Genomic DNA, 25399 nt, shown 5'->3' with positions numbered 1-25399 from the left:
TCAATGCGCCTTCAGCTGGAGCCGCGCGTTCAGCCAGTTTGTGAAGAACGCGATTGAGAAATTCACGAGGAGAAAGGCCCCCATCAGGAGCGCGATCAGCTCCAGCGTCTGGCCCGATTGGGTGATCGAGTTCGACACGATGTAGAACAGGTCCGCGAAACCGATGGCGATGCCGATGGTCGTGGCCTTCATGATGAAGATCCACTGATTGCCCAGCGGCGGCACGATCGAGCGCAGCGCCATGGGCACCTTGATCCGGCTCCAGATCGCACCGGGTGCCAGACCCAGAGCCTGCCCCGCCTCGACCAAGCCACGGGGCACTTCGTTGAGCCCACCTCGCACGACCTCGGCGATATAGGCGCTGCCATAGACGGTGATCGCGACGATCATCGCCCAGAGCTCGACCGAGACGGTGATCCCGCCGCGAAAGCGCAGGCCCTTGAGCTCGGGGATAGACAGCAGGCTCTCGCCCTCGGGCCGCACCGCCAGTGCCGCCAGCAGCGCAACCAGCAGCGTGCCGCCAATCCAGAGCGCTGCCCCCTTGATCAAGGTGGTGCGCCGCCACAGGATCAGCCCCACCAGCACCGCGAGCGAGACCAGCAGAATGCCCACCGCCACCCCGGGCGAGACATTCAGGCCGGGCAGCTTCATGCCACGGTTCGACAGAAAGACCGCATCGCCGATCGTATAGGCCTGCCGCGGCCCGGGCAGATGGATCAGGATCGCATAGAGGAAAATCGCCTGCAGGATCAGCGGGATATTGCGGAAAATCTGCACATAGACCGTTGCAGCCGTCTTGATCGCGATGTTCGACGCATCCCGTGCGGTCCCGATCAGGAAGCCGAACACGGTCGAGAGGAAGATGCAAATGAAGCCGACAAACATGGTGTTCATCAAACCGATCAGCAGGGTCCGGCTATAGGGATCGTTGATCGAGCGGTCGATCAGCGAAAAGGAGTAATCCCAACCCGTGGAGCGGTCGAGAAACCCGAACCCGCTTGTGATGCCCAAGGCGGTCAGGTTGACCTGCGCGCTGCGCACCCCACCCCAGATCACCAGCAAGGCGATCCCGAGCAACAGCGTCTGTATGATCAATCGGCGCATCTTGGCGCGCGCGCGCAGCTCTTCTGCGCTGGCGGCGGTAGCAGTGGCAGCGGTCATGGCAGGGCCCCGGGCTGGAGGAAAGCGGGCCGCCCGATCCGGGCGATCAGGCGGCCGGTTGGATCAGCGCAGGCCGATCAGTCGAGGATCGGCGCGTAGAGAACGCCGCCATGGCTCCACAGGTTGTTGAGCCCGCGATCCAGGTTGTAGGGGCTCTCGGCACCGAGGTTCCGGTCATAGATCTCGGCGAAATTGCCCACGGCCGCGATCATCTCGCGCGCCCAGGTGTCCCGCAGGCCCAGGCGTTCGCCCATGCCCGGCTCAGCCCCGAGCAGGCGCGAGACGCGCGGATTGGCCGGGTTTGCGGCGTTTTCGGCGACATTGGCCATGGTGATCCCCTCTTCCTCGGCGATCAGGAGGGCGGCCAGCATCCAGTTCACCACATCCACGAAATCCTCGTCGCCCTGGCGCATGGCTGCGGAAATCGGCTCGGAAGAGAGCTGATCGCTCAGGATCACATGCGCATCCGGATTGTCGATCTCGGTGGCGCGCAGCACGGCCAGGTTCGGCCCCCAACCGGCAAAGGCATCGCATCGATTGGCCAGATACGCCGCGCGCAGCTCGGCGGCGCTCTCGTACGAGACCATGGTGTGCTCGACCCCGATGGTCGACAGATAGTTCGCCGAGATCCGCTCGATCGTGGTGCCCGCCTCGACGCAGATCGTGCCGCCATCCAGCCCGGTGGCCTCTTCGATCTCCAGCTCGCCATGGGCCATGAACTGCGTACCGCCAAAGAAATACGGCAGGCTGAACTGCAGCCCGAGCTCGGTATCGCGCCCCATTGTCCAGCCGGTGGCCTTGATGATCACATCCACATCGCCCGATTGCAGGGCCGGAAACCGCTGCGCCCAGGACAGGGGCACGATCTGCACCGCGTCCGGATCGCCGAGGATCGCCGTGGTCAGCGCGCGGCAGAGATCGATATCGAGCCCGCGCCATTCGTTCTGATCATTCACTTCGACAAAGCCGAAATAGCTGCCGTTATGGCCCGAGCAGAGCAGCGTGCCGCGCTCGACAATCTGTTGGACCGTCGCGCTCTCGGCCAGCGCGCCGGTGGCGGGCAGAACCGTAAGCGCGGCCGTGGCGAGCGCTGCGGCTGTGGATTTCTGGAACATGTGACCTCCATCTATTGTGCTGTATATTGGCACATTTGTATTGTCATGCAGAATGCAGATCCCGAAATGCGGAGTCAACACCCAGCTTTCCCGAAGCAGAGGTCGCGCGATGAGAGGACCCGGTCACAGCCAAATGACAGGAAAACCGCCCCGATCTTGTGCGGCGTTGACGTGGAAATGGGCAGAACAGGGCCTCAGACGCCCGGTCTGCCCGGCGCACCACACAGAAAAGCCCCGACGCGCGACGCGCCGGGGCTGAGTGGTTTCGGTCTTGTGCGGGGGGTGGCCCCGGAGGCGATGCGCCTATTCGGACCAGAGCACCGTATCGGGGTGGAATTGCGACCAGGCGAACCAGAAGGCCTGGTGACTGCCCAGATCCGCGCCGCTGGCATCCACTGCGCGCAAGCCGCCGCCATCGAGGGTCAGGCGCACCTCTTCAAAGGTCACGTCCTCGCCTCGCGTCAGCGCCGCGACCGCCTGACTGCGCTGGAAGGCAACGGGCGTACCAGACGCCGCCACGACGCCGACCACATCCTCATGGACCGGCAGGCGGGGGTCCACGTCCCCCACCGGAAAGATCGGCCCGTCGGCATCGCGGCCATTGCGGAAGTCGAAATCGCGCCCGAGCGCCAGCTCCTCGATCAGAACGGTGGTCTCGGGATGCGCGCGTTTCCACGTGCCCCAATCGGTGGTCACGACCGAGGCCTGCTCCAATGCGATGCCCTTCTCGGCCAAGGGCCCGGTCACTGCCGTTCCGAGGAACGTGTCGAAAACCGAATAGCTGTTCACATCATACATGACCTTGTTCGACCGGATCAGCAGCCCCGAGGTCCGCAGCACCGGCCGCTCTACCCCCGCGGGGAGTTGGTCGGTGAAATAGGCCTGGGCCGCCCCGCACAGAGTGCAGTAGGGAATGCCCAGATCGCGCCCGCCCAGCGTGTCGTTGACCATCTCGCGCACCTCCATGATGCGGCGGGGATAGGCACGATACGCCCCGTTCACCTCAACCCCAAAGACGATGGCGTCATCGCTCAGCCATGTGGCCTCTTCGGCGCTGCTGACGGCGGGGTTGTCGGCTGCCGGGATACAGTTGCAGGGGTCATCGGTTGTGCCGAAGGGCCGATCATCGATCAGTACCCCGCCCCAGGACACATGACGCCAGTCGATCTGCCCTTCGACAAAGATCTTGTCCCAGCCCGGCACGACAGTGGTGAAGATCGCACGCTTGGTGGCGAGGTAATCGGGCGGCGCGGGAATGTCCCAGGCGATCAGGTGGTCGGTGACATTGCCCCAGCCATTTTCACGCGGCAAACGCTTGCCCAGCAGAACCGAGGAGGCCTCGGTCAGTGCCACCGAGAGCTGCGGCCCGGAGGCAAAGCGCATCAGATCCGCGATCAGCCAAACGACCCGCGGATCCCCGGCTTCGACGATCTCGGCCAGTGCCGTGGTCTGATCCCGCCCCCATGTGGCCTGCGCAACGCTGTCCACGAAGGCCATCTTGACCGCCCTTTGCAAATCCTCCGCAAGCGGCCCTTCGGGGATCTCGGGCGGCGCGCCGAACTCTTCGAGGATATAAGCGGGCAAGGCCGGAGCCTGCTGCGCGGTTGCCATGGCAGGCAGGAGCAGTGACAGCGCCGCAAGGCCAGCGCCCAGGACCCTGCGAAGGCGGGAGGTTGTGAAAGCTGGCATGGGGATCGGTCCTTGTCTTGGGCATATCTCGACGCGCATCGCAAAGCGCGCCCGCTTGCCCTTCACATTCGGTGCAAATTGCAAAGCTCGCCAATCACGTTTCAATCAGAAAACGGTGAGACCCCGGGCAAGCCTTTCCAGGGGGTCGCATCAATGGCGTCTTGCAAGCCTCTCTCCTGAAACGAAAAAGAACGCCCGAAGGCGTTCTTTCCATTTGCACCAACATGGGCCGCGCGGTCAGCCACGCTTGCGGCGCACACGCAGTGTCGCCGCAGCAGCCAGCCCCAAACCCAGCAACGGCAGGCTCGCGGGAAGCGGCACAGGCGGCACCGTGGTTGCAAGCCGTCCGGTTGTGTAGTTCCCGAAATACTCATTGTCGAAGGGCGGATCACCCGTGAATACGCCTGCGCCAGTGCTCGCCTCGACCACGTCGATACGACCGATCAACTCGGCAGAAGAGACACCGAAGAACGTTGTGCCCCCGTAATTCGTGCCGGTGCGCACCTTCGCGATTTCATCCCCCAGCGTGTCATAGACGATCACATCAAAGAAAGACGGCGCACAGGGGACGCCACCGCATTGGCTCGCACTTTTTGGATCGTAGAAGTCGAAGGCAAAGGCTTCGACACCGGTGCTGAATAGATAAGAATGGTTCTCGTTGTCCACATTTCCGATACGATAGGCCGCGCCATCAATGCCCGCCGTATTGGCGAAACTGTAAATGCGGAATCCGTGGGAGCTGCTCAGGGTAGAGCCACGCGGGAACGCAAACGGATCGACGATGGTCAGCGCGTCAAACTCAATATCATCGGCGCTGCGCCCGGACCCCTGGGGGGCCGTCTCGATTGCGCGACCCGCCTTGGTCAGAGCGTCGGCTTCAGCCTGCGTCGTGGCGCCGGACATCCCGGTAGGGTCGGATTGGCTCGCCACGTCCTGATCAAAGTCGGTGCGCGTGTCGTAGAAAGTCGCGGCCTGCGCGCTGCAAGCACAGCTCAGAACGGCGACCGCCAGACCAAATCTAAGAGACACTGGAATACTCCTGTTACTGTTACAAAACTTCAGTGTATTGGGATTTCGTAAGAGGTCTCCCCAAGTTCAGTCAAGGAAAACGGCCAGCTGTTTCGCTGGCCGCTACAATCCCTTGTTACAGGTAGCGGGCGACCAGCGCCTCCAGTCGTTCCTGCTGCCCCGAGCGGGGCTCGGGGTTCAGCCCGTTGGAGACCACGTGGTCATGGCACGCCTCCAGCGAGCTGCGGAAGAGCAGGTCCTCGCCCATGGGCCCCGCCCAACCCGCATAGCGGGCTTCGCGACGTCGCTCGAGCTCGCCATCCTCCAGCATCCGCGCCGCCGCCTTCAGGCCCGCCGCGCAGACATCCATGGCCGCCACATGGCCCGCGATCAGGTCCTCGGGGTCGAGGGACTGGCGGCGCAGCTTGGAATCGAAATTGGTGCCACCGGTGGTGAAGCCGCCCGCACGCAGCACCTCGTAATAGGCCAGCGCCACTTCCGGGACGTTGTTCGGGAACTGATCCGTGTCCCAGCCCGACTGATAGTCATTGCGGTTCATATCGATGGAACCGAGGATTTCGAACTCCCGCGCCAAAGCCAGTTCATGCTCAAACGAATGTCCGGCGAGGATCGCATGGCCCTGCTCGATATTCATCTTCACATCGTCCAGCAGGTCGAACTCGCTGAGGAAGCCATAGACCGTGGCCACGTCGTAATCATACTGATGCTTGGTGGGTTCCTGGGGCTTCGGTTCCAGCAGGATCGTGCCCTCGAACCCGATCTTGTGCTTGTAGTCCACCACCATCTGAAGCATCCGGCCCGCCTGCTCGCGCTCGCGCCCCAGATCGGTATTCAGGAGGGTTTCATACCCTTCGCGCCCGCCCCAGAGCACGTAATTCGCGCCGCCCAGCTTGTGAGTGGCATCGAGGCAGGTCTTGATGGTGGCAGCGGCATAGGCGAACACCTCGGGATCCGGGTTGGTCGCCGCGCCGGACATGTAGCGCCGGTGGGAAAAGAGGTTCGCCGTCCCCCAGAGGAGCTTGGTTTTCGACCCTTCCATCTTGGCCCCGAGATAATCGACCATCGCCTCCAGATTGGCGGTGGTCTCGGCGAAACTATCGCCCTCGGGCCGCATATCGGCATCGTGGAAGCAGTAGAAAGGCGCGTTCAGGATGCGGAACATCTCGAAGGCCGCATCGGCCTTGATCTTGGCGTGATCGAGGGTCGGGCCGAACCAGGGGCGATCAAAGGTCTGCCCGCCAAACGGGTCGCCGCCTTCCCAAGCGAAGCTGTGCCACCAAGCGACAGCGAAGCGCAGGTGATCCTCCATCCGCTTGCCCATAACGATCTCGTCGGGGTTGTAGTGGCGAAAGGCGAAGTCGCTGCTGCTGTCGGGCCCTTCATAGGTGACGGCGGGAATGCCCGCGAAGAAATCGCTCATGTGTCCAATCCTTTCAGAGCCTTGTAGGTTGCACGATAGGTGCGATGGGCCTCGTCGAACGCGTCCGCGAGGTCCGGAGTTGGGTCGATGCTGCGGGCGATGGGTGGCCGGGTGGCAAGGGACGCGCCCTGCCCCGTGGCCGCCATCATGCCGAGCCGAGCGGCCCCGAAGGCACCGCCGAAATCCCCTGCCACGGGCAGGTCGATGGGAATGCCCAAAAGGGTCGCGATGGTCTGCACCCAGTAGTCGGACCGCGCGCCGCCCCCCACCGCCGTGAGCCGTTCAAGCCGGGTGCCCGTGGCCGAGAGCGCATCAAAGCAGTCCCGAACCGCGAAGGCCACGCCTTCGAGCACGGCGCGGGTCATGGCGTCGCGATCCGCGGAATGGTCGATCCGGGCAAAGGCGCCGCGGATGGCGGCATCATTATGGGGGGTCCGCTCACCGCCGAGATAGGGCAGGAAGACCGTGCGCCCAGGGGCTTGCACGGCGCCGAGATCCGCCGTCAAACTTGCCGCATCCGTCCCGCAAGCCTGGGCGAACCAGTTCAGGGAATCCGTCGCCGACAGGATCACGCCCATCTGGTGCCATGTCTCGGGCAGCGCGTGACAGAATGTATGCACCGCCGTGGCCGGATCCGGCGCATAGGAATCGCAGGCGGCAAAGAGCACGCCGGACGTGCCCAGCGACACGAACCCGTCGCCCCCCTGCACCACGCCCATGCCGATGCCCGAGGCGGCATTGTCGCCGCCCCCGCCAGCCACGGGAATGCCCTTGGGCAGGCCCCAGGCCTCGGCGAGGCTGTCGCGCAGGGTGCCCGACACCTCCGAGCCCTCGACCAGCCGGGGCATGTGATCCCGTCCCAGATCCGTGGCCCCAAGCAGCGCATCGGACCAGTCCCGCGCGCCAGTGTCGAGCCACGAGGTCCCGGCCGCATCGGACATCTCGGCCACGGCCTCGCCCGTCAGCCAGAGCCGCAGGTAATCCTTGGGCAGCAGCACCAGTGCCGTGCGGGCAAACACTTCTGGCTCATGGGCTTTCACCCAAGCCAGTTTCGGCGCGGTGAAGCCCGGAAAGACGATATTGCCGGTCAGCTTGCGAAAGGCCGGGGTCGCATCCATGACCGCGGCCTCATCGGCGGCGCGCGTGTCGTTCCAGAGGATACAGGGACGCAGCACTTCATGGGCCGCATCGAGCAAGGTCGCCCCATGCATCTGCCCCGAGAGCCCTATGGCCTTCACGGCAGACAGATCCGCCTGCCCCGCAAGGGCCGCCATCGCCTCTTCGGTGGCTTTCAACCAGTCGCAGGGCAGCTGCTCGGACCAGCCCGGATGGGGCCTTGAGACGGTCAGGGCGGCAGTGGCTTCCGCCACCACCGCCTGAGCATCGTCGATCAGCAGCGCCTTGAGGCCGGAGGTTCCGAGATCAAGGCCGAGATACATCAGGCTGCCGCCTCTCTCGGGTTCTTGCCCAGGATGATCATCGACAGGATGTCATCCTCGGTCACGTCCTCGACCCGTTCGGTCCCGACAAGCTTGCCGTTCTTCATGACCGAGACCCGGTCACACAGCTCGAGCATTTCGCGCGTGTCGTGGGAGATCAGGAAGATCCCGAGGCCCTGGGCCTTGAGCTCCTTGATCAGGTCCGCAACCATCTGGGTCTCATGCACCCCCAGCGCCGCAGTGGGCTCGTCCATGATCAGGATCTTGGCGTTGAAATAGACCGCCCGCGCGATGGCCACCGATTGCCGCTGACCGCCCGACAGCGCCGAGACCGGCTCGCCGTGCTTCTGGAAATTGGGGGTCAGACGCTTCATGATCTTGCGCGTCTCGGCCTCCATCTTCGTGTCATCCACAAAGCCCAGCGGCGTGGTCAGCTCGCGCCCGAGAAACAGGTTGGAGGCCGCATCGAGGTTGTCCGCCAGCGCCAGCGTCTGGTAGATCGTCTCGATATTGTAGCGCCGCGCATCCCGGGGGGAATTGATCTCGGCCACTTCGCCTTCGATCCGGATCTCGCCGCCGCTTTTCTTGTAGGCCCCCGCGAGGATCTTGATCAGCGTGGACTTGCCGGCCCCATTGTGGCCCAGAAGTCCGACCACCTCGCCGGGATAGAGGTCCATGGAAACGCCATCCACAGCCCGAATGCCGCCGAAGGAAATGGAGATATCGTCCAGTTCTACGAGAGGAGTGGTCATCACTTGGCTCCGATCCGCTTGCGATAGATGATGTCGATAAGGACTGCGGCCACGAGAACCGTGCCCACCACCATGTTTTGCAACGGCGCATCCACGCCCACCATGGCCATCCCCGATTGCAGGGATTGCATGATCAACGCCCCGAGGATCGCGCCATAGATCGTCCCGATCCCCCCGGCCAGAGCTGTACCGCCGATCACCGCCGCCGCGATCACCCGCAGCTCGTCGAGCGTGCCGATATCGTTGGAGTGATTGGTCAGGCGCGCCGAGGCCACGATGGCCGAGATCGCGCAAAGTGCGCCCATCAGGGCAAAGACCTTGACCGTCAGCATCCGGGTGTTCACCCCCGACAGCTCGGCCGCGTCCGGGTTGCCACCGGTTGCGAAGATATAGCGCCCGAAGCGGGTCTTCTTGGCGATGATGGTCATGGCCACGGCGACCGCGATCAGCAAAAGCACCGAGAACGGGATGCCATAGACGGCGGTGAAGCCTTCGGGCATCTCTTCACCGGCGGCGGCGAACTGGCGCCGCAGGCGGGCGGCGGGGATCTGATAGCTGTTCAGGATGGCCACGAAGCCGAGGATCGCAACCGAGACGACGCCCATCACCGTATACTCGGCCCAGACCGGCTTGACCGGTGCGCCATGGGAGATCTTGTTGCGCCGCGCGGACCACAGGGCCCAGCAGGCCGCCGCCACCGCGAGCAGGCCGACGACCCAGCTCATGGTCGCGCCAAGCGTGCCGTTGATGCCGCCGAGCGTCATGAAGGTCGGATCGAGCGGACCGATGGTCTGACCATTGGTCATGTACCACGCCACGTTGCGCCAGATCAGCAGCCCCCCAAGGGTGACGATGAAGGCCGGGATCATCAGATACCCCACGAGATAGCCCTGGAACGCGCCGATTGCGGTGCCCACGGCAACGCCGACCAGCATGGCGATCCACGGGATCAGCGGGTGGCCCAGCTCGAGCCCGAAGACCTCGGGCAGAATGGCAGTCTGGGTCATGGCCATGGCCGCCGAGCAGGTTGCGAGCAACGCCCCGACCGCGAGGTCGATATGGCGGGTGACGATGATGAAGACCATCCCCGTGGCCATGATCGCCACGCTGACCGTCTGGATCGACAGGTTGAAGATGTTGCGGGCCGTCAGAAAGCGCCCATCGGTCAATACATTGAAAACAAGGCAGACCACGACAAAGGCACCGATCATCCCGAGCAGGCGGGTGTCGACCTCAAGGGTCTGGATAAAGCTACGTTTTTCTTTGGTGGGGAGTCCGTCGGTCTTGGACGAGGCTGCGTCAGACATGGCTCAAGATCCCTCTCTCCCGTGCAACACGGGGCTGGATGACGTCGTAATTCGAAAAAGTGGGTGAGTGTGGGGTGGCCCCGATGCGTCTGGTGCACCGGGGCCGGATCGCGAGGCGATCAGTTGCAGGGCGCAGGACCGTTGGTCACGCCTTGGCAGAGCTTGTCCTGGGCAATCCAGCCCGCGTCCACGACAGCGGACAGGTTGGCGGCCGTCACCGGCACCGGCGCAAGGAAGCGCGCGGTCAGCTCGGTGCCACCGGGGGAGGTCCAGGACTGTGCCCCATCGACATCCGCCATGGCCGCACCACCGGCCAGAGCCACGGCGATCTCGCCTGCGGCGCGGCCCAGATCCCGGGCGTCCTTCCACACGGACACGGTCTGGGTGCCCAGCGCCACGCGGTTCAGCGCGGCATGATCGCCGTCCTGACCGGAGACCGGGATGCCTTCCATGCCCTGGGCTGTCAGCGCCGCGACCACACCGCCCGCGGTGCCGTCATTGGAGGCGATGACCGCGTCGACATTGTTGTCTTGCGCCGTCAGGATCTGTTCCATGTTGCGCTGCGCGTTCGCCGGCAGCCAGCCATCGGTATAGGCCTCGCCCACGATGTTGATCTTGCCCGCATCCACGGCGTCCTGAATGACTTCCTGCTGACCGCCGCGCAGGAAATCCGCGTTCGGGTCGGTGGGGGAGCCCTTGATCATGACATAGTTGCCCTCGGGCTGGGCCTCGAGCACGGCGCGGGCCTGCATCCGGCCCACTTCGACATTGTCAAAAGTCAGGTAGAAGGCGCGCGGATCCTCGATCAGGCGGTCATACCCCACCACCGGGATCCCCTCATCTGCCGCGGCCTGCACGGCCGGGCCAATCGCCTGACTGTCCTGAGCCAGGATGATCAGGGCGTCGACGCCTTGCGCGATCAGGCTTTCCACATCCGACAGCTGCTTGGCCGAAGACGACTGCGCGTCCGAAGACACATACGTTGCGCCGGCCGCGTCCAGCGCACCCTTGATGGCAGCTTCGTCTGTTTTCCAGCGCTCTTCCTGGAAATTGGACCAGCTCACCCCGACGGTGATGCTGTGGCTACCTGCATAGACAGTTGTTGTGAAACCAGCTGCCAGCACGGCAGCCGCGAGAAATGCTTTGCGCATTCAAACCTCCCAAGTTGGAATGCCTGAGATCAGGCACCGGGGTCCTCCGCCCCTTACATCTCGACTCATACAAAATTTATTTCGGCTGTCAAAATAAATTTGACTTCCGATGAAAAAAGTATGCGTCATGCACCCATAAATAACGCCAGATTCACACTCGACGGTAGAATATGAGGGGGTTTGGCCGAATATAAAATTCAGGGAGAGAAATAATGCGCGATGATGCTGGGCCTGCCGATTCTTCGGGATGCGGACCGAGCTTTCCCGACACTGGACAACATGCTAAGCCCTTGCGCCAGCAGGTTTTTGAGCATGTGCGCGCCGCCGGTCACGCCTCGCGCATGGATGTCGCCCGCACCCTTGGCATCAGCCCGGGATCGGTCACGACCCTCACATCCGACCTGATCGAGGGCGGTTTTCTCACCGAAATTGCCGCGCCCGCCCGCGAGAGCGGCCGAGGCCGCCCGCCCGTGTCCCTCGCCGTCGTGCCCGAGGCCCGCCATGTGCTGGGCCTGCGCCTCTCCGATGAGATGCACACGATCAGCCTGTCGGATTTCGCGGGGACCGAGCTGGCCACGGCCCGCCGCCCGAGCCAGCCCACGCGCTATGACACCGAAGGGCTGTTGGCCGAGATAGGCGCCCTGATCGACATGGTCCTGAAGGACAGTGCCGTCGCACGCGCCGACATTTCGGCCATCGGGATCGGCCTGCCCGGCGCAGTGCACCACGAGACCGGCATCGTCAGCTGGAGCCCGCTCCTGACCGGTGCGGATCATGCGCTGCAAGAGCTGGTGGAAACGCGGTTCGGCCTGCCCACCTATCTCGAGAATGACGCGAATGTCCTGACGCTCGCTGAGCTGTGGTTCGGGTCCGGGCGGACCCGTCAGGATTTCGCCGTCGTCACCATCGAACAGGGCGTCGGCATGGGGCTTGTGCTGAATAACCGGCTGTTTCGGGGCGCGCAGGGGCTGGGGCTGGAGCTTGGTCACATGAAGGTGCAGCTCGACGGGGCGCTCTGTCGCTGTGGTCAGCGCGGCTGTCTCGAAGCCTATCTCGCCGACTACGCGCTGGTGCGCGAGGCTTCGACCGCGCTCGACCGCAATCCGCGCAGCGCCCAGACCACCGCGGCCATGCTCGAAAGCCTGTTCGATCAGGCCAAGGCGGGCAACGGGGCGGCGCGCGCAATCTTTCAACGGGCCGGACGGTTCCTGTCCGTGGGTCTCGCGAATGTGGTGCAACTCTTTGACCCCGCGCTGATCATCCTGAGCGGCGCGCGGATGCGCTATGACTACCTCTATGCCGAAGAGGTGCTGGCCGAGATGCAGAACATGACCCTGAACCCGGACGCCTCCCGCACGCGGGTCGAGATCCACGCCTGGGGCGATCAGGTCTGGGCCCGGGGCGCGACGGCGCTGGCGCTGGGGGCGGTCACGGATACGCTTCTGGGGGACAGATGAAACACGCGGTTCTGGCCTGCGCGCTGCTGATCCCCGGTGCGGTTTCGGCGCAGGTGACGTTCGAGGATCACAGCGCCGCCCTGCCCGAGCATATCTATTCGGGTGGCTGGGAGCATTTCGTCGGCGGGGGCGTTGCCGTCTTTGATTGTAATCGCGACGGCCTACCGGAGATCTTTGCCGCGGGCGGCACCGCTCCGGCACGGTTGTTGCACAATCTGGGCGAGATGCAGTTTGCCCCGGCCCCCATCCCGGAAATGAACGGCGTGACCGGGGCCTATGCGCTCGATATCGATGGCGATGGCTGGCGGGATCTGTTCGTGCTGCGCGTGGGTGCGAACCGGGTGCTGCGCGGCGGGCCGGACTGCGCCTTCAGCGAGGCCACCGAGGCCTTCGGCATCGATCACGGCGACGCATGGAGCACCGCCTTCACCGCCTGGTGGCCCGAGGGGGCGCGGCACCCGACCCTCTTTGTCGGCAATTACGTGGATCGCACGGACCCCGACGGACCGTTCGAGGCGTGCGACACCCACCAGATCCTGACCCCGCGCCCCGAGGGCGGTTATGACAGCGAAGGGTTCGATCCCGGCTATTGCACGCTCTCGGCTCTGGCTGCGCGGGATGCGCGCGGGCGGGTGACCCTGCGCCTGTCGAATGACCGGCACTACTATGTGCGCGGCGGGTATGAGCAGATGTTCGATCTGACCGAGAACCGGTTTCTCGGCGCGGAGGATGGCTGGCCCCGGGTCTCGCTCTGGGGCATGGGGATCGCGAGCCGGGACCTGAACGGGGATGGCCGCGACGAGGTGATGCTGACCTCCATGGGCGACCAGCTCTTGCAGATCGCCCAACCCGACGGAACCTATGGCGCGGCCCCCTTCTCGCAAGGGACCTATGCCCAGCGCCCGCATCTGGGCGAGGATGGCCGTCCCTCCACCGGCTGGCATGCGGAGTTTGGCGACGTGGACAATGACGGCCGCGCGGATCTGTTTCTCGCCAAGGGCAATGTGGACCAGATGCCCGGCAACGCCATGAAGGACCCCAATAACCTGTTGATGCAATTGGCAGATGGTCGCTTTGTCGAGGCCTCGGTCGCGGCCGGTGTCGCCACGACCGCGCGGTCTCGTGGGGCCGCCTTGGCGGATTTCGACGGGGATGGGCGGCTCGACCTGGTGGTGGTCAACCGGCGCGCACCGATGGAATTGTACCGCAATGTGACCCGGGCAACAGGCAACTGGATAGCCATCGACCCGCGCGACGCGACCCGTCCCTTTGCGGTCGGGGCCGAGGTGACGGTGATCACCGATCAGGGACGGCAGGTGCAACAACGTGTGGTTGGCGGCGGCCATGCGGGCGGTAGCGCCCTGCCCCTGCATTTCGGACTTGGCCCGGCCACGCGCGCCCTGGTCGAGATCCGGGACGCCACGGGCAGGCTGCGCGCCCGGCGCGACGTAACCGCGAACCAGAGCCTGCAAATCCCCCTCGCGCCCTAGGCCGCGGAACTTTCAGGGCGCGGCCACCGGCAGCCCGCTGGGCACCGTCTCCGGCACGCCGAGCCGCCCGGTGATGGCGACGGGGTCCTCCAGCGCGGCGAGAAAGGCCAGAAGTGCTGCAAGCTCCGCATCACTGAGCGCCACACCGGGCGCACGGCGCGCGGCGCGGATCTCGGCGAGGTCCCCCCCCACCGCAAAGGCCCGGAAATCCGCAACCTCGAGCAGCGGCAGGGTCACGCCCGTCTGGTCATAGGTCCCGAGGCCACCCTCGGGTGACACGTGATCGCGCAGAAACGCGTCCAGATCGCGGTGCCCCCCCGCATGGCCATAGGGCCCGGTGAGGGTCACATTGCGCAAGGAGGGCGTACGGAACGCATAGGCATCCTCGCTCCGCCCTGTCACCCGCATCCGCCCCTCATCCCGGGCATGGCTTTCAAACCGCGCGGCCTTGCCCGGGCCAATCTGCGGTGCGGCCATGGCGTGGAAACCGTGGTCGGTCTGAAACGGGCCGGTATGGCAGGCCGCACAGCCCGCCGCCCCATAGAACAGCCCCATCCCTTCGGCTTGCGCAGGCGCAAGGCCCGCACCACTGCGCAGGTAGGTGTCAAAAGGGCTCGTATCCGAGCGCCACTCGAAGGCCATGAAGGCCGCAATCGCGTTCGAGATATCCGTGAACCCGATCTGCTCCGGCCTGTCGATTGTGGGATAGACCGCGACAAACGCCTCGGCATAGGCCGGGATCGCCGCCACGCGCCGCGAGATCAGATCCCAGGCACCGCCCTCGCCGGTCAGACGGCCTTGCCGGACGGCCTTGCTGATCTCGTTCTCGCCGTAATGCCCCGCCATCTCGTCCGGGCTGAGCACCGGGAACATGGTCTGCGCCGAGAGCAGCGAGGCAAAGCCCGCGACCATATCCTCGTCCAGCGGGGTGCGCAGTCCACCGGGGCGGTCGGGATCGACCTCGATCCGGCCATCATGAAAGAGCACGGTGAATTCATGGGCGCCGAGGTTGAACAGGGCGGGCGCATTGCGGGGAATACGCTGCTCGGGCGGGTTCTCGGGGTCGGCACGCCGCTTGGGTCCAAGGCCGATCCCGCCATCGCCGATCCCCAGCGACAAACCGTCCGACGTTCCATGCACCGGGTGATGGCAGGTCGCGCAGGACACCTCGCGATTGCCCGACAGGATCGGGTCGTAAAACAACAGCTGCCCCAGGCGCGCTTCTGCCGGGTCGACCGGGGCGTAATCCGCATCCGTCACCGCGGGCGGAAGGTCCAGAGCCGCCGCCGCGCTGCCATAGAAGGCGAGGCTCAGGGCGAGACAGGCTGCCTGCATGGGGTTCAAACCGTATCCTCCCGTTCCGGTTGCGCCCACACCCTGCCGCGCGCGCGCTGCAAGAACAAGCGGTTATGGACGGCTACCCCCCGCGCACAAGCGCCCGCGCCGTTGCGCGATGTGTGCAGGAGCGCGCGCAGGTCTCGGCAGATCTTCAGACTTCTCTGCGCCTATAGGCAGAAGTTTTCCTTGGAGCAGACACATGATCGACGACTACAAAGGCCACCAAAGCAGCCTGACCGGCCCGGCCACGGCCGGCGAAGCCATCACGCCCAGCAATTCCAACAACCTGCCCTTTGCCACGCGCGCCATCTATGTCGGCGAAGCCGGCGACATTTCCGTGGAACTGATCTCGGGCAATATCGTGAAACTGACCAACGTCGCCGCCGGGGTCATCTACCCTCTGCGCGTCAAGCGGGTGCGCTCGTCCGGCACCACGGCGGGCGGTTTGGTCGGCCTGCGTTAAGGCGCGATGCGCCTTTGGCTCCGTCCGGAGCCCGCGACCACGGCTTGACCCACGGGCCGTGGTCGGCCCCACCGCCGGGGCTTTTGCGTTCAAATCCCGCGCAACGGGACCTTGAGCATCGGGCGTCCGCTGGGATCCTTGGGAATCTCACCGGCCCGCATATTCACCTGCAATGACGGCAGGAGCAGCCTCGGCGCCGCCAGCGTCGCATCCCGCGCGGTCCGCAGCGCGACAAAGGCCTCGCGCGACTGGTCCTGCCCCACATGGATGTTGCGCTGCTTTTCTTCGGCGACCGTGGTCTCCCACTGGATCTCGCGCCCTTCCGGTCCGTAGTCGTGACACATGAACAACCGCATCTCGTCCGGCAGCGACAGCACCCGCCAGATGGAATCGTAGAGCTGCCCGGCATCGCCCCCGGGGAAATCCGCGCGGGCCGAGCCTCCATCCGGCATGAAGATAGTATCCCCCACGAAGGCCGCATTGCCGATGACATGGGTCATGCAGGCCGGAGTATGCCCGGGCGTCGAAAGCGCGAATGCCGGGATCTTGCCAACCTCATAGGTCTCGCCATCCTGAAACAACCGGTCGAACTGGCTGCCGTCGCGCTGAAACTCGGTGCCCTCGTTGAAAACCTTGCCGAAGGTGTCCTGCACCGTGAGGATCTCGGCTCCGATCCCGATACGCCCCCCGAGACACGCTTGAATATAGGGTGCCGCCGACAGGTGATCCGCATGGACATGGGTTTCGATGATCCAGTCCACACGGAGCCCCTCGGCGCGGATAAAGGCGATCATCCTGTCCGCATGGGCGTAGGTGATCCGGCCTGCGGCGTAGTCGAGATCCAGAACGCTGTCGATGACCGCGCAGATCCTGGTGGCCGGATCGGCAACCACATAGCTGATCGTATGGGTGGCCGGGTCGAAAAACGCGGTCACGTCCGGTGTGGCGTCAAGGCGTACGGGAAACTCGGTCATTGGTCCTCCTCCGCATCCGCTGGGTCTAGCGCGACCCGGGGGCGAGCCCGCGCGGGCCCGCACGCCGGTCCAATGTGAGACGGGTCAACAGGATCCCCGTGATCAGGGCGGCCACGAATACGGCGACCTCGACCCGCCCAGTGCCCAGAGCGGGCAAAGCCCCACCGGGACAGAAGCCGGCAATGCCCCAGCCCACCCCGAAGATCGCCGCCCCGGACAGAAGACTGGGATCGAGCCCAGTCCGGCTGGGAACTTGGAAGCGCAGGGCCAGCACCGGCGTCGCGCGGCGCAGGGCCAGTCGATAGCCCAGACCCGTCACGACCAGGGCACCGCCCATCACGAAAGCAAGGCTCGGGTCCCAGGCCCCGGCAATGTCAAAGAAGTTGAGGACCTTGGCCGGGTTGGCCATGCCTGACAGGGAAATCCCGACGCCGAAGACGAGACCGATGAGATAGAAGCTGAGCATCCGCATGGCTTATCCTCCGATCCCGTGACGGATCAGAAAGACCGTCACGCCGCAGGTTGTCATGAAGACCAGTGTCGCCGCAATCGACCGGGGCGACAAGCGCGCCATTCCGCAGACGCCGTGCCCCGATGTGCAGCCAGAGCCAAGCGTGACGCCGATCCCGACCAGCACACCGCCTATCAACAGCGCCGGGAGGCTCACCGGAACCTGAACCTCGGGCATGGACCCGCTCAGGATCCAGACCAGCACCGGCCCCGAGATCATTCCCGCCAACAGCGCGAGACGCCATCCGCGGTCTTGCGGGTCAGAGGGCAGAAGCGCGCCAGCCAGGATCCCGGTCGCGCCAAAGATGCGCCCGTGCAGCGCCATGAGCGCCACCGCCGCAAGGCCGATCAGCGCGCCACCGGCGAGTGACATCCAGGGTGTGAAAACGGTTTCCATCCGATCCTCCTGCAACCGTGGTGTCGGGACAGACTATCCCGACACCACAGAAGATACATTCGGAAACCGGAATGGATCAGTGACCAAGTCACAGAACCCTGCGGCGCAAACCCGCGCCGCAGGCCGCGGGCTCAGGCGCGGCGGCGACGGCGGCGGGAGACCAGCACAAGTGCCCCGAGGCCCGCACCAAGCAGGGGGACCGAGGCCGGCAGGGGGATCGGCGCGACCGAGGATCCGGCAAAGAACGCCATGTCAAACCCATCGGCGGCGGGCCCGGCGATATTCACGACCTGCGTCACAGGAGCGGCGAATTCATACAAGACCCACGTGGCCGCATTCGCCGTGGTGATCGAATACCCTGTACCGGTAGGCAAAAGGACGCCCTGCGCGTCGGCGGCCGCGAACTGCAGATCCAGCAGGACCCCATTGAGCGTGTTGTTGTTGTCGTTCTCGACAACGAAGAGCAGCTCATCAATCGCCTCGTCAAAGGTGATCGTGAACCCGTGGACATGCACATGCTCGTAGCTCTGTGCCGGGACCGTCCCGAAGCCCGAGAAACTCTGCGTGCTGGTCAGATCGCTCAGGGGAGAGAAGGCGTTCACGCTCCAGCCCACTGTGTCCCCCGGCGCAAAACCCGAGATACCCGTATAGGTCGAGACATCACTCGAAACGACGGTTTCAGTTTGAATATCGAAAGTCAGATCGGAGATCGCAAGCGAGGCGATCGAGCTGGCCTGTGCGCCTGTGGCACATGCGAGGGCCGCGGCGAAAACAACATGTTTGAGCATAAAGCACCTTTGTCCAAATCGTGAAAAACTGGAAAAAGGTTAACACGGGAGGCGGCAATTCGCCAAATACCCACCCGTTCGCGATTGGATTTCGGAAACAAACCCGGCGCGCTGGCGGGATTGCCAGCCGCCGGTTTGCCCGCGTCGCGCGCCGCGTCAGGTGCCCTTGCGCATATCCGTCGGCGCAAAGCTGCTGGCATCGGCCCGACGCCAGCGCCGCAGATAGCCGAACTCATCCGCCTCTTCGTCGAGAAGAAATCCTTCGGGCAGGTAAGGATAGACCTCATCCCCGGTCATCATCCCGCGATCCGTCTCGCGGACGATCAGGTGATAGGGAAGGAAATCGCGCGGATGTTCGAGCCCCGCCGCCCCGGTCATCTCGGCCAGAGATTTGAGCGTGTTGCGATGGAATTTCGCCACCCGCACGGATTTGCTGTCCACATTGAGCGCATGGGCGCGCAGCGGATCCTGCGTTGCCACGCCGACCGGGCACTGGTTCGTGTGGCAGGCCTGGGCCTGAATGCATCCGATAGCAAACATGAATCCGCGCGCCGAATTGGCCCAATCCGCGCCCAGTGCCAGCACCTTGGCCAGATCGAATGCCGTCACGATCTTGCCGGATGCGCCGATCTTGATCTGATCGCGCAGCCCCGCACCGCGCAGGGTGTTATGAGCAAAGGTCAATCCCTCGACCAGCGGCATGCCCATATGATCGGCAAATTCCAGGGGTGCGGCGCCGGTCCCGCCCTCCTTGCCGTCAATCACGATGAAGTCCGGCACGATCCCGGTCTCGAGCATTGCCTTGACGATGCACATGAATTCCCGCCGGTGACCGATGCACATCTTGAAACCCACAGGCTTGCCGCCCGAGAGCTCGCGCAGATCACCAAGGAATGTCATCATCTCGACCGGTGTCGAAAACGCGCCATGGGCCGCCGGGGACACGCAATCGCGCCCCATGGGCACGCCCCGCGCCTCGGCAATCTCGGGCGTGATCTTCGAGGCTGGCAACACGCCCCCATGCCCCGGTTTCGCCCCCTGAGACAGCTTCACCTCGATCATCCGGATCTGCGGGTTCTTGGCGGTTTCCCGGAATTTCTCCGGGTCGAACACGCCGTCCTCGGTCCGGCAGCCGAAATAGCCCGAGCCCACCTGATAGATCAGATCGCCACCGCCCTTGCGGTGATGCACACTCACACCGCCCTCGCCGGTGTCATGGGCAAAGCCGCCCTCCTTGGCACCGGTATTCAGGGCCCGGATCGCATTGCCCGAGAGCGCGCCGAAACTCATGGCCGAGATGTTGTAGATCGAGGCGTCATAGGGCTGGGCGCAGTCGGGTCCGCCGATCCGCACCCGGAAATCCGGATCCTCGATATGAATGGGCCGGACGGAATGGGTCAGCCACTGGTAGCCGGAATCGTAGACCCGCATCCGGGTGCCGAAGGGGCGTTTATCCTCCACCCCCTTGGCGCGCTGATAGATGATGGAGCGGGTGTCGCGCGAAAACGGCTCTTCGTCCTGATCGCTTTCGATCAGGTATTGCCGGATCTCCGGGCGGATCCCCTCAAACAAAAAGCGCATATGCCCGATTACCGGGTAGTTGCGCAGGATCGAGTGGCGCTGTTGCAGCAGGTCATACACCCCGAGCGCGGACAAGGCCCCGAACACCCCGAGCGGTATGAGGAACCAGATGCTCCACGCCAAGGCGATGAGCGACGCAACCGTCGCCCAGGCCACTATGAAAAAGATCGCGTAACGGCTCATGCGGGACCTCCCAATTTCGGCAGCATGCGCCGCCGTCCCTTGAGAAACCCTAAACTCCGAAATGCCTTTCTGTGAACCGCCTGTCTGAGCTTTCCGCTCAGGTGATCACATCCGGGGCCGCCCGGCCCGTGCGCGTGACGATCCCGGCCAGCCCATCGGCAGCGGCGATGACATCGGCCAGCGCGTCCTGCGGATCCCGGTCGAGCCCGTCGGGGCCCGGCGCGTAGCCCTCGAGATAGACCCGCAAGGTCGCCCCCACAGTGCCCGTCCCCGACAGTCGGATCACGATGCGCGCGCCACTTTCGAACCCGATGCGCAGGCCCTGCCCGGCGCTGTGGGAGTTGTCCACCGGATCGTCATAGCTGAACTCATCGGCGAAATTCACGATCTGGCCCGCGACCTCGGTCCCCGGCAGGTCCGCGAGACGACCGCGCAGGTCCTCCATCAGAGCGTTCGCGGCGGCCGCATCCACGGCCTCGTAATCATGGCGCGAGTAGTAGTTCCGGCCGTAGCGCGCCCAGTGATCCGCCATCAGGTCGGCCACGGAGCTGCGCGTTTCGGCCAGAATGTTCAGCCAGAACAGCACCGCCCAGAGACCATCCTTCTCGCGCACATGGTCCGAGCCGGTCCCGGCGCTTTCCTCACCGCAAAGCGTCGCGCGCCCCGCATCCAGAAGGTTGCCGAAGAATTTCCACCCCGTAGGCGTCTCGTAGCAATCGATGCCCAGCGCCTCGGCCACGCGGTCCAGCGCCTTGGAGGTCGGCATGGAGCGCGCAACACCTGCAAGCCCGCCCGCATAGGCCGGCACCCGGGTCGCGTTGGCGGCAAGGGCCGCCAGACTGTCGGAGGGGGTCACGTAGATCCCGCGCCCCATGATCATGTTGCGATCGCCATCCCCATCGGAGGCCGCACCGAAATCCGGCGCATCCTCGCCCATCATCGCGTCGACCAGTTCCTTGGCCCAGATCGGGTTCGGGTCCGGATGGCCGCCGCCGAAATCGGGGCTGGGCACACCATTGACGACACTGCCCTTGGGCGCGCCCAGCGTGTCCTCGAGGATCGCCGTGGCATAGGGCCCGGTGATCGCATGCATCGCGTCGAAATGGATGCGGAAGCCGCTGGCAAAAAGCGCGCGAATCCCGTCGAAATCAAAGATCTCGGCCATCAGCGCCGCGTAATCGGAGACCGGATCGACCACCTCGACCACCATATCGCCCATGACCGTCTCGCCCAGGGCCGAGAGATCCACGTCCTGCGCATCGAGGATCTGGTACTCGGTCAGGGTCTTGGTTGCCGCAAAGATCTTGTCCGTCACCTCCTCGGTGGCGGGGCCGCCATTGGGGCCGTTATACTTCACGCCGAAATCGCCCTTGGGGCCGCCGGGATTGTGGCTGGCCGAGAGGATGATGCCGCCATCGGTGCCACGCAGCCGGATCAGGTGCGACGCCGCCGGGGTCGAGAGCAACGCGCCCTGCCCCACGATCACCCGCGCCGCGCCACCGGCGGCTGCCATGCGCAGCACGACCTGTGCCGCCTCGGCGTTGAAATAGCGGCCATCCCCGCCCAGCACGAGCGTCTTGCCCGCAACACCGCCGATGCCATTCCAGATGGCCTGAATGTAGTTTTCCAGAAAATGCGGTTCCTGAAAGGTGGGTGTGGTCTTGCGCAGGCCAGAGGTCCCGGGCTTTTGACCGTCAATGGGCTGCGTCTGGACCGTATGGATGGACATGGCGCGCTCCTGATCTGTTGAAAGGCTTGACCCGTTGTTTCGGAAGCGCGCCTGCGCCGCAAGAGGCTTGGAGCGCAGCGCGTGTGTCTGTGGCTCCGGGGAAACGGCGGGCGCGCGACGGACCGCCGGTTTCCGACAAAAAGAGTCAAAAAAGACTTGATGCCACCGGCGAGACTGGTATCTGATTAATTCTATCGGGAATAGATAATCCTTCAGGAGTGACCATGCCGACGAAATTTACCCTGTCCGTAAGCGCCATGACCGCAGCTGCAACGCTGCTTGGATCGGCGGCCTATGCGGCTGGCGAGCTAAACCTGTATTCTTCGCGTCATTACGACACTGACGAGCGCCTCTACTCCGATTTCGAGGACATGACCGGGATCACGATCAACCGCATCGAAGGCAATGCCGACGAGCTGATCGCGCGGATGGAGGCCGAGGGCGTGAACTCCCCCGCCGATATCCTGCTGACAGTGGACACCTCGCGTCTCGAGCGTGCGAAGGCTGCGGGCGTGCTGCAATCGGTGGACAGCGCCGTGCTCGAAGCCCGCATCCCCGGCTATCTGCAGGATGCGGACAACCAGTGGTTCGGTTTCTCGCAGCGCGCGCGGATCATCTTCTACGACAAGGCCGACGTGGCCGAGCCGCCGATGTCCTATGTCGCGCTGGCCGATCCGAAATACAAAGGGCAGGTCTGCCACCGGTCCTCGACCAACGTGTATTCCCAGACGCTGCTGTCTGCGATCATCGAGAACCACGGCGAAGAAGCCGCCAAAGAGTGGGCCGCTGGCTTCGTCGAGAACTTCGCGCGTGAGCCCCAAGGCGGTGACACCGACCAGCTGCGCGGTCTGGTTTCGGGCGAGTGTGATATCTCGATCTCGAACACCTACTACTTCGCCCGCGCGCTGCGCAAAGACGTGAGCGGCCTTGGCGATGACGATCTGGGCAATATCGGCTGGGTCTTCCCCTCGCAGGATGCCGAAGGCGCGCATATGAACCTGTCGGGCGGTGGCATCGCCGCCAATGCGCCGAACCTCGAGAACGCCGTGAAATTCATGGAATACCTCGCCTCCGATCAGGCGCAGCAGTATTTCTCGGCAGGCAATGACGAGTATCCGGCCGTGCCGGGCGTCGGCCTGAGCCCCTCTGTCGCCGCTCTGGGCATGTTCAAGCCCGACGATGTGGACCTCTCCGCTGTCGCCAAGAACGTGCCCGTCGCGCAGAAGATCTTCAACGAAGCCGGTTGGAAATAAGGCCCCGGCCACTCACGACCTTTAAAGGGGCGCCAATGGTGCCCCTTTTTTTGTGACCTGTCCCAAGCCCGGAGGATTTGAAATGCGACGGCATGCACTGGCCTGTGGCCTCGCTCTCTGCCTGCCTGCATCAGCGGCCCTTGCGGAGTTCGACCTCGCCCTCGGCGAGATCGGGCAGCGGGAATACTACTGCACCGCCGAGATGACCCTGACCAATACCGGTCCGGATCCGGTGATGGAGGTGAGCGGGCATTTCTTTCTCTATGTGGGCGCGGACCGCGTGGGGCGCAGCAAGGGCACATGGTTCATGAACATCGCGCCCGGGGCCAGCGTCACGACCGTCTTCGAGACGCCGAACGCCCCGTGCACCGACGTGGATCGCTATGAGTTCGTGGTGGGCGCCTGCCGTATGGCCGGGCCCGGCTTTGATCCCGTGGACGCCTGCAGCACCCGGATCAACGGGACGGGCCCGGTGGAGGTCGCGCCCGGCTCCTAGCGCCGGCTGACCCGGCGGCAGAGCAGCAGCACCGGCAGAAAGCCCACCGCCACGATCACGAGGCTGGGCACGGCGGCCCCATCCAGCCGCTCATCCGCCGCAAGCCGGTGCGCCTGCACCGCCAGCGTGTCGAAGTTGAACGGACGCATGATCAGCGTCGCGGGCAGTTCCTTCATCACGTCGACAAAGACGATCAATAGCGCCGTCAGCAGGCTGGGCGTCAGGATCGGCAGATGCACCCGGCGCAGGGTGCCATAAGCGCTCTGGCCCAGCACGCGGGAGGCGAAGTCGAGATTGGTGTTGATGGTCGCCTGCCCGCCCTCATAGGCCCCAAGCGCTGCGGCGAGAAAGCGGATCATATAGGCCGCGACCAGCAGCCAGATCGACCCGGTCAGCAACAGCCCCGTTGAGATGTCGAACGTGGCCCGCATCCAGGCATCCAGCGTGTTGTCAAAAAGCGCGAAGGGCACCAGCAGCCCCACCGCGATCACCCCGCCCGGCACCGCATAGCCCAGCCGCGCGATATAGAGCGCCGCAGTGGCCGTATTGCCCGGGCGCACCCGGTGGAAATAGCCCAGCACGATGGCGGCCAGAACCGTCAGAACCGCAGCCGTGCCCGCCAACGTCAGGGAATTGCTCAGAAACCGCAGGTAACGACGGCTGAGCAGGTTCTGCTCGGACCCGACGCCCATCACCACCAGCGCCACGATGGGCAGGATCACACCGAACACGACCGGCGCGGCACAGAGCGCGGTCGCCCCCCATTTCGCCGCACCGCGCAGGGGCATGCGGGCCATGCCCTCCTGCCGCTTGCCGCCATGGTATTTCGCCTCGCCCCGGGTCGTCCGCTCCAGAAAGGCCAGAAGCAGGGCAAAGACCAGGAGGCCCATGGCCAGCTGCGCCGCCGCGACCCGGTCGGCCATGTTGAACCAGCTGGTATAGATGCCCGTGGCGAAGGTCTGCACCCCGAAATAGGACACCGTGCCGAAATCCGCGATCGTCTCCATGGTGGCGAGCAGCACGCCTGCGGCAATGGCCGGGCGGGCCATGGGCAGCGACACCTCGCGGAAGGCATGGAACGGCGTCCGGCCCAAGGCACGGGCCGCGAAGAAGGTCGTCGCACTCTGCTGCAGGAAGGCCGCGCGCGCCAAGAGGTAGACATAGGGATAGAGCACCAGCGTCAGCATCGCCGCCGCCCCGCCTAGCGAGCGGATCTCGGGGAACCAGTAGTCCCGCGGCCCCCAGCCCGTCACATCCCGCAACAGCGTCTGCACGATCCCCGGATGGTCCAGCACATGGGTATAGGCATAAGCCAGCACATAGGCAGGAAAGGCGAGCGGCAGCACGAGCACGATCTCGAGCCAGCGTCGCCCGGGGAACTCGGTCATTGACACGAGCCACGCCGCGCCGGTCCCGATGGCAAAGGTGCCCGCCGCCACGATCGCAACCAGCGCAACGGTCGTGCCCATATAACGCGGCAGCACCGTGTCCCAGAGATGGGACAGCGTCTCGACCCCGCCCGAGAGCGAGGTGATCAGCACCGCCACCATGGGCAGCAGACACAGCAGCGCCAGACCCAGCGCGCCCGTCCCCATGAGGCGGGCTTCGCGCCCGGCGGGCTTGGCCTTGCGCGGCTGCGCGCCGGCGCCGGATGTGGGATCGGTCAGGCTGCTCATG

22 protein-coding genes are annotated in these 25399 nt (G+C 64.7%); 5 read left to right on the top strand and 17 right to left on the bottom strand.

What is annotated here, in order from left to right; all coding sequences use genetic code 11:
* From ACP15I_RS05050 to xylF, 9 genes are all read right to left on the bottom strand, one after another.
* On the bottom strand, window positions 1–1161 hold the full coding sequence (locus tag ACP15I_RS05050) for an ABC transporter permease subunit (RefSeq protein ID WP_424974174.1): 1161 nt from the start codon (window positions 1159–1161) through the stop codon (window positions 1–3).
* A 77-nt stretch (window positions 1162–1238) separates the two neighbouring features.
* Window positions 1239–2276 carry an amino acid ABC transporter substrate-binding protein gene (locus tag ACP15I_RS05045; RefSeq protein ID WP_424974173.1) on the bottom strand — a complete coding sequence of 346 codons (1038 nt, stop codon included), beginning with the start codon at window positions 2274–2276 and terminating at the stop codon, window positions 1239–1241.
* 303 nt (window positions 2277–2579) lie between these two features.
* Entirely contained in the window at window positions 2580–3965 is a 1386-nt protein-coding gene (locus tag ACP15I_RS05040; RefSeq protein WP_424974172.1) for a DUF3179 domain-containing (seleno)protein, read from the bottom strand.
* Between the two features lie 237 nt (window positions 3966–4202).
* The gene (locus tag ACP15I_RS05035; protein WP_424974171.1) at window positions 4203–4994 is read right to left on the bottom strand and encodes a hypothetical protein; all 792 of its coding nucleotides are present in this window, start codon (window positions 4992–4994) and stop codon (window positions 4203–4205) included.
* A gap of 115 nt (window positions 4995–5109) precedes the next feature.
* Window positions 5110–6414 (bottom strand): xylose isomerase, encoded by a 1305-nt coding sequence (xylA, locus tag ACP15I_RS05030; protein ID WP_424974169.1) that lies wholly within the window; start codon window positions 6412–6414, stop codon window positions 5110–5112.
* Window positions 6411–7853 (bottom strand): xylulokinase, encoded by a 1443-nt coding sequence (xylB, locus tag ACP15I_RS05025; protein ID WP_424974168.1) that lies wholly within the window; start codon window positions 7851–7853, stop codon window positions 6411–6413. Before xylB ends, xylA begins: the two co-directional genes overlap by 4 nt.
* Window positions 7853–8605, bottom strand: coding sequence for an ATP-binding cassette domain-containing protein (locus tag ACP15I_RS05020; RefSeq protein WP_424968324.1), 753 nt, complete (start codon window positions 8603–8605; stop codon window positions 7853–7855). Before ACP15I_RS05020 ends, xylB begins: the two co-directional genes overlap by 1 nt.
* Window positions 8605–9912 (bottom strand): sugar ABC transporter permease, encoded by a 1308-nt coding sequence (locus tag ACP15I_RS05015; protein ID WP_424968323.1) that lies wholly within the window; start codon window positions 9910–9912, stop codon window positions 8605–8607. The genes ACP15I_RS05020 and ACP15I_RS05015 overlap by 1 nt, the downstream gene beginning before the upstream one ends.
* Window positions 9913–10031: 119 nt before the next feature.
* Complete coding sequence (gene xylF / locus ACP15I_RS05010) at window positions 10032–11063, bottom strand: D-xylose ABC transporter substrate-binding protein (protein WP_424968322.1); 1032 nt, start codon at window positions 11061–11063, stop codon at window positions 10032–10034.
* Between the two features lie 212 nt (window positions 11064–11275).
* Between xylF and ACP15I_RS05005 the strand changes: the two genes are divergently transcribed.
* Window positions 11276–12520 (top strand): ROK family protein, encoded by a 1245-nt coding sequence (locus ACP15I_RS05005; RefSeq protein ID WP_424968321.1) that lies wholly within the window; start codon window positions 11276–11278, stop codon window positions 12518–12520.
* A complete protein-coding gene (locus ACP15I_RS05000; RefSeq protein ID WP_424974167.1) occupies window positions 12517–14010 on the top strand; it encodes a CRTAC1 family protein in 1494 nt (497 codons plus the stop codon). Before ACP15I_RS05005 ends, ACP15I_RS05000 begins: the two co-directional genes overlap by 4 nt.
* Before the next feature lie 12 nt (window positions 14011–14022).
* On the opposite strand, the gene ACP15I_RS04995 is transcribed toward ACP15I_RS05000, so the two are convergent.
* Window positions 14023–15345: a cytochrome-c peroxidase gene (locus ACP15I_RS04995; RefSeq protein ID WP_424974166.1), complete on the bottom strand. Its 1323-nt coding sequence runs from the start codon at window positions 15343–15345 to the stop codon at window positions 14023–14025.
* 202 nt (window positions 15346–15547) lie between these two features.
* Between ACP15I_RS04995 and ACP15I_RS04990 the strand changes: the two genes are divergently transcribed.
* A complete protein-coding gene (locus ACP15I_RS04990; protein WP_424968318.1) occupies window positions 15548–15811 on the top strand; it encodes a spike base protein, RCAP_Rcc01079 family in 264 nt (87 codons plus the stop codon).
* Between the two features lie 89 nt (window positions 15812–15900).
* On the opposite strand, the gene ACP15I_RS04985 is transcribed toward ACP15I_RS04990, so the two are convergent.
* From ACP15I_RS04985 to ACP15I_RS04960, 6 genes are all read right to left on the bottom strand, one after another.
* A complete protein-coding gene (locus ACP15I_RS04985) occupies window positions 15901–16785 on the bottom strand; it encodes an MBL fold metallo-hydrolase (RefSeq protein WP_424974165.1) in 885 nt (294 codons plus the stop codon).
* Window positions 16786–16810: 25 nt separating this feature from the next.
* A complete protein-coding gene (locus ACP15I_RS04980) occupies window positions 16811–17257 on the bottom strand; it encodes a DUF6691 family protein (protein ID WP_424974164.1) in 447 nt (148 codons plus the stop codon).
* A 3-nt stretch (window positions 17258–17260) separates the two neighbouring features.
* Window positions 17261–17692, bottom strand: coding sequence for a YeeE/YedE family protein (locus ACP15I_RS04975; protein ID WP_424974163.1), 432 nt, complete (start codon window positions 17690–17692; stop codon window positions 17261–17263).
* A 131-nt stretch (window positions 17693–17823) separates the two neighbouring features.
* On the bottom strand, window positions 17824–18480 hold the full coding sequence (locus ACP15I_RS04970; RefSeq protein ID WP_424974162.1) for a VPLPA-CTERM sorting domain-containing protein: 657 nt from the start codon (window positions 18478–18480) through the stop codon (window positions 17824–17826).
* 156 nt (window positions 18481–18636) lie between these two features.
* Window positions 18637–20244, bottom strand: a complete 1608-nt coding sequence (locus ACP15I_RS04965) for an FMN-binding glutamate synthase family protein (RefSeq protein WP_424974161.1) — start codon at window positions 20242–20244, stop codon at window positions 18637–18639.
* Between the two features lie 97 nt (window positions 20245–20341).
* Window positions 20342–21973 carry an alpha-D-glucose phosphate-specific phosphoglucomutase gene (locus ACP15I_RS04960; RefSeq protein WP_424974160.1) on the bottom strand — a complete coding sequence of 544 codons (1632 nt, stop codon included), beginning with the start codon at window positions 21971–21973 and terminating at the stop codon, window positions 20342–20344.
* Between the two features lie 224 nt (window positions 21974–22197).
* Between ACP15I_RS04960 and ACP15I_RS04955 the strand changes: the two genes are divergently transcribed.
* The gene (locus ACP15I_RS04955; RefSeq protein WP_424974159.1) at window positions 22198–23226 is read left to right on the top strand and encodes an extracellular solute-binding protein; all 1029 of its coding nucleotides are present in this window, start codon (window positions 22198–22200) and stop codon (window positions 23224–23226) included.
* Window positions 23227–23308: 82 nt separating this feature from the next.
* Window positions 23309–23722: a hypothetical protein gene (locus ACP15I_RS04950; protein WP_424974158.1), complete on the top strand. Its 414-nt coding sequence runs from the start codon at window positions 23309–23311 to the stop codon at window positions 23720–23722.
* On the opposite strand, the gene ACP15I_RS04945 is transcribed toward ACP15I_RS04950, so the two are convergent.
* Window positions 23719–25398 carry an ABC transporter permease gene (locus ACP15I_RS04945; protein WP_424974157.1) on the bottom strand — a complete coding sequence of 560 codons (1680 nt, stop codon included), beginning with the start codon at window positions 25396–25398 and terminating at the stop codon, window positions 23719–23721. The genes ACP15I_RS04950 and ACP15I_RS04945 overlap by 4 nt on opposite strands.
* Window position 25399: the final 1 nt, after the last annotated feature.

It is taken from the genome of Dinoroseobacter sp. S124A (assembly GCF_049801015.1).
GTDB lineage: Bacteria > Pseudomonadota > Alphaproteobacteria > Rhodobacterales > Rhodobacteraceae > Dinoroseobacter.
Note: the sequence above shows the minus strand (reverse complement) of the source record. Positions and strands in the feature narration are given on the sequence as shown.